The sequence below is a fragment of the Streptomyces sp. NPDC104761 genome (assembly GCF_055583445.1).
On sequence record NZ_JBVJNZ010000019.1, the window covers coordinates 1 to 5,055 of the forward strand.

The 5,055-nt window shown below is 72.7% G+C and carries 4 protein-coding genes; all 4 read left to right on the forward strand.

What is annotated here, in order from left to right:
- Positions 1 to 332: 332 nt before the first annotated feature.
- The 4 genes from ACZ63F_RS36910 (at position 333) to ACZ63F_RS36925 (ending at position 4,804) form a co-directional block, all read left to right on the forward strand.
- The gene (locus ACZ63F_RS36910) at positions 333 to 1,220 is read left to right on the forward strand and encodes a helix-turn-helix domain-containing protein (protein WP_469717942.1); all 888 of its coding nucleotides are present in this window, start codon (positions 333 to 335) and stop codon (positions 1,218 to 1,220) included.
- 276 nt (positions 1,221 to 1,496) lie between these two features.
- Positions 1,497 to 2,717 carry an MFS transporter gene (locus tag ACZ63F_RS36915; RefSeq protein WP_469717944.1) on the forward strand — a complete coding sequence of 407 codons (1,221 nt, stop codon included), beginning with the start codon at positions 1,497 to 1,499 and terminating at the stop codon, positions 2,715 to 2,717.
- Positions 2,718 to 3,104: 387 nt separating this feature from the next.
- Positions 3,105 to 3,767 carry an RNA polymerase sigma factor gene (locus tag ACZ63F_RS36920; RefSeq protein ID WP_457701228.1) on the forward strand — a complete coding sequence of 221 codons (663 nt, stop codon included), beginning with the start codon at positions 3,105 to 3,107 and terminating at the stop codon, positions 3,765 to 3,767.
- Positions 3,767 to 4,804 carry a hypothetical protein gene (locus ACZ63F_RS36925; RefSeq protein ID WP_469717945.1) on the forward strand — a complete coding sequence of 346 codons (1,038 nt, stop codon included), beginning with the start codon at positions 3,767 to 3,769 and terminating at the stop codon, positions 4,802 to 4,804. The genes ACZ63F_RS36920 and ACZ63F_RS36925 overlap by 1 nt, the downstream gene beginning before the upstream one ends.
- Positions 4,805 to 5,055: the final 251 nt, after the last annotated feature.

The following is a 5,055-nucleotide window of genomic DNA, read 5'->3' on the forward strand; positions in this document are numbered from 1 at the left end:
TCCGCGACGACAACCCACCCGGAACACCCCCACCCCCCACACCAGACCCCACCGACCCCTCCGACCCCTCCACCACACCATCCACAACAGACATGAGATCCCCTTCGAGACGCTGAGATTCCGGGACGCCGAAACGCCGGGAGACGTCGACGGAAGGAATCCTGCGGCCGGGGCCGGGAGCTACCCAGACCCCAGATCCGACTCGCCTGGCGCTGACGGGCCGTGCCCTGGGTGGTCAGATCCTGACCACCCAGGACGGGAAGGAGACGGACCCCGCGTCCGTTGGACGAGGAGCACGGTCCATCGCACCGGATTCACGGGAGGGACACCCCATGCCTGACTTCTCCGAGCTGAGCGACTTCCTGCGCAGCCGCCGAGCCGCTCTCACTCCCGAGGAGATCGGGCTGCCGCAGTTCGCGGAGCGCCGCCGGGTGCCCGGTCTGCGTCGCGAGGAGGTGGCGCTGGCGGCCGGCCTGAGCGTCACCCACTACACCCGGCTGGAGCAGGGCCGCACGGTCCAGGTGTCCGACGCGGTCCTGGACGCCATCGCCCGCACCCTGCGGCTGACCCCGGACGAGTACAGCCATCTGATGGACCTGGCCCGGCCGGAGACGGCCACCTCCCGGCGCGTTCAGCCGCCGCGCGCCGCCTGCGCCGACCACGGGGTCCGCCAGCTCATCGACACCTTCGCCGACACCCCCGCCCTGGTCCTGGACCGGCACAACGACATCCTCGCCTGGAACGCCATGGGGCACCTGCTGCTGGCCATGCACCTGGACTTCGACGCGCCCGAACACCCGTCGCGGCGGCCGAACCTGACCCGGATGCTCTTCCTCGACGAACGCACCCGGGACCTGTATCCGCAGTGGCACGAGGAGGCGCAGCTCGCGGTGGCTTCCCTGCGGCTGGTGGCCGGCCGCTATCCCCAGGACAAGCAGCTCGCCGAACTGGTCGGCGAACTCATCATGAACAGCGAGGAGTTCGCGCAGCGCTGGGCCCGGCATCCGGTGCGCACGTGTGTCGCCGGCACCAAGGAGATGGTCCATCCCCTGGCGGGTTCCATGGAGTTGTCGTTCCAGAGCCTGCTGGTGCCGGGCGCGGCGGGCCAGCGCATGATCGCCTACACGGCCCGCGTGGGCACCGAGTCCGAGGCGGCGCTGCGCCTGCTCTCCTCCACTCTCCGGGTACCGGAGGCGGGCATCGGGACCCCCGTCCGCTGACCCTGTCCTCTGTCGTCCGTCCCCTCCCGCACAACCCCGGCAAGTTGCCGAAGCCGCCGGTCGTACGACCGCATCCCTCGGACCACGGCGACGCGCAGGGCTAACGTCGCCGCGCGGTGACACCCCGGCCGGCCGCACCCCCCGCCGTCGGCCGGCCGGGGACCCATCGGTCACCGCGGGCGGTCCCGCACAGCCTCGCGCCTGTCCGCGCGGTACGGCCGCCCTCCGTCGCGAGCCCCGCGCATCGTCCCGGTGCGCGGCGGCCGAGGAGGACATATGCCACTGGCACTGCTGGCCCTGGCCATAGGTGCGTTCGGGATCGGAACCACGGAGTTCGTGGCCACCGGCATCCTGCCGCAGGTGGCCGACACCTTCGGGGTGTCGATCCCGTCGGCCGGTTATCTGGTCACCTGTTACGCGGTCGGCGTGGTCGTCGGTGCCCCCGTGACGACACTGCTGGGCACCCGGATGCCCAGGAAGACCATGCTCGCCCTGCTGATGGGCGTCTTCACGGCCGGCAACCTGCTCTGCGCGGCGGCACCGGACTTCGCGTTGCTGCTCGCCGGGCGGGTCCTGGCCTCCTTCGCGCACGGCGCCTTCTTCGGCATCGGCTCGGTCGTGGCGGCCGGTCTGGTGGCACCGCACCGCCGGGCCTCGGCGATCTCCCTGATGTTCAGCGGACTGACCATCGCCAATGTCGCCGGGGTCCCGCTGGGGACACTGGTCGGCCAGACGGCCGGGTGGCGGGTCACCTTCGTCCTGATCGCCGCGCTCGGCGTCCTCGGTGTCGCGGGGGTGCTCTGCTTCGTCCCCAAGGACCGGCGCCCCGAGGTGTCCGGCGTCGCCGGGGAGACCGCCGCGCTCCGCGATCCGCAGGTGATCCTCGCGATGCTGATGACCGTCCTCGGGTTCGGCGGGGTCTTCGCCGCCATCACCTACATCGCACCGATCCTGACCGATGTCGCCTCGTTCTCCGAGTCCTCGGTCTCCTGGCTCCTGGTGGTCTTCGGCTGCGGACTGGTGCTGGGCAACATCGTCGGCGGCCGGCTCGCCGACCGCCGGCTGATGCCGATGCTCGCCACCGCGCTGTCCCTGCTCGGGGTGACCCTGCTGTCCTTCTCCCTCGCCGCCTCCCACCAGGCCGCCGCGGTGGTCCTGATCTTCCTGATCGGCTTCTTCGGCTTCGCCACCGTGCCGCCCTTGCAGAAGCGGGTACTGGACAACGCGGCCGGGGCGCCCACCCTGGCGTCCTCCCTGAACATCGGCGCCTTCAACCTCGGCAACGCCATCGCCGCCTGGCTCGGCGGACTCACCATCGACGCCGGGTACGGCTACGCCTCCGCGAGCGCCGTGGGCGCGGCCATGGCGGCGGCCGCGGTCCTGGTCGCCCTGGTCTCCATCCGCCTCGACAACCGCAGGGCCCGCGGCGCGGTCCCCGCCCAAGAGCCCCTCGCCGGGAAGCCCTTGCCCGAGGACGCCCTGGACCCGGCCTCCTGAGCCGGCCCCGCCGCCCCGGAAGGATCCGCATGGCCGCGATGCGGAAGCGGCGGACACCGAAGCAACGGCCGGGGCCGCCACCCCCCACAGGAGAGGCCCCGGCCGTCGCGCGGCACGAGCCGCGCGGCGGCCCGTACTCTGTTCAGCGTCAGGAGTGCGTTTTCTGTCACACCTCAGGGCGTCACGAGTTAGTTGCACTTTGTACGGACGTGGACGGGGAGCGGTTTCAGGTCGTAACGTGCAGTTCGCGCCGGGCCGCGGAGGACGTATGACCACCGCAAGGATCCGCGGTCCCGAACACCGCAACCATCAATTGAGGAACCACGACGGCGAGAACCACAACCGTGAGAGCGGCGCCGGTTCAGGCCCAAAGTAGGGAACACACGGGTGCTGGGGGACGACGCGGAGTTGACCGCCGCGGTACGTGCTGCACAGGACGGGGACGAGACCGCGTTCCGCATCGTCTATCGCGCGGTGCAGCCCCGACTGCTCGGGTACGTCCGCACGCTGGTCGGCGAGCCGGACGCCGAGGACGTCGCCTCCGAGGCCTGGCTGCAGATCGCCCGCGACCTGTCCCGGTTCAGCGGGGACGCGGACCGGTTTCGCGGCTGGGCCGCCCGGATCGCCCGCAACCGCGCCCTCGACCACATACGGATGCGCGGCCGCCGCCCCGCGATCGGCGGCGACGAGACGGAACTGACCGGCCGGCCCGCCGAGTCGGACACCGCCGGCGAGGCCATCGAGGCGCTGACCACCGACTCCACCCTCTCCCTCATCGCCCGGCTGCCGCAGGACCAGGCCGAGGCCGTCGTCCTCAGGGTCGTCATGGGTCTCGACGCCAAGACCGCCGCCGAGACCCTCGGCAAGCGCGCCGGCGCCGTGCGGACCGCGGCCCACCGGGGGCTGAAGAAACTCGCCGAACTGATCGGCGCCGACCCCGAGACGGCGGACGTCCTCGATGCGCTGCCACCCCAGCGAGAACCGAACGCCCGTGCGGTGACGTCCGCGAGTGTGACGCATACGCGTTCGCGGACGCAGAAGGACATGTGATGGCCGACCAGCAGGACAAGTGGCTGAACCGGGTGACGGCGGAACGTCTGCTGCGCGGTGAGTCGCTCGAAGCTGTCGACGCCTCCGCCCGTGACCAGGCAGAACGCCTCGCCGACACGCTCGGCGCGCTCTCCGCGCAGGCCACGCCCGCCGCTGCCGAACTCCCCGGTGAGGAAGCCGCACTGGCTGCCTTCCGCAAAGCGCGCGAATCCGGCGAGGACGCCCGGACCGGTGCGGCCACGTGGCAGGGCCGGGGCGGGCGGACCGCCGACGCGGGCCTCTTCAGGATCGGCGCCGGTTCCCGGCCGGCCCGGGCGCCGGGCTGGGCCCGTCCCGCACGGCTGGGTCTCGCCGCCGCGCTGACCGTCGGCATGCTCGGCGGGGTCGCGGTGGCCGCGGGTACCGGAGTGCTGCCGACGCCGTTCGACGACAGTCACCCGGGACCGGCCGCCTCCGTCTCGGCCGCCGGTACCCCCGCACGCCCGCAGGGCTCGCAGTCGCCCGAGTCGCTGCTCGGCGGCGAGACCCGGACGCCGTCCTCCGGTGCCGCCTCGGGCGGCTCCGGGCAGCCCTCGCCCGACCCGTCCGGCCGGCGGAAGAACCGCGACACCGGCTCGGCCGGCGTCCCGGCCGGCGGGTGGAGCGGTGCCGTGACGTCCTGCCGCGCGATGCAGAACGGCAAGTCCCTCGGCGCCGACCGCAGGCGTGCCCTGGAGGGACTGGCGGGGGGCGCCGCCCGGGTGGACAAGTTCTGCAAGGCCGTCCTCGACACCGGGCTGAACGGCAAGGACGGCGTGGCCCGCGACGGCAAGGGCGACGACAACACCCAGGGCGGCCGGCACGACGGCAAGGGCGACAGCAGCGGCACGGGCGACGACGAGGGCCGGCCGGGCCGGGGCACCGGCGGCGGCAAGGACGGCGGCCGGGGCGACGACCACCGCCAGGACGGCGTGGCCACCCCCGCCCCGACCGCCTTCGCACCCGCGCGACCCGACCAGCCCCGCACCTCGCCCAGCCCCACGTACAGCGCGCTTTGACCTTTACGCGCCGCTGTGACCTGCGTTTTTGAAACCACCTGAACTTTTTTCCCGCAGGGTGTGACGTTTTCGGCGGCGGCGACGCAGTACAGAGTGAGCCGACTGGTCATCGGCCGTCGCACAGAGCCGGGGTTCCCCCCGTACCCGTGGCTCGTGCATCGGGGGGGGGGGGGGGGGGGGGGGGGGGGGGGGGGGGCGGGGCGGGAAGGAAACCCGCACCCCCCCCGCCGCACGAAAAAAAAAAAAACCAC

Coding starts and splice junctions, on each gene's coding strand:
- ACZ63F_RS36910 (WP_469717942.1), top strand. CDS start 333: ATGCCTGACTTCTCCGAGCTGAGCGACTTCCTGCGCAGCCGCCGAGCC.
- ACZ63F_RS36915 (WP_469717944.1), top strand. CDS start 1,497: ATGCCACTGGCACTGCTGGCCCTGGCCATAGGTGCGTTCGGGATCGGA.
- ACZ63F_RS36925 (WP_469717945.1), top strand. CDS start 3,767: ATGGCCGACCAGCAGGACAAGTGGCTGAACCGGGTGACGGCGGAACGT.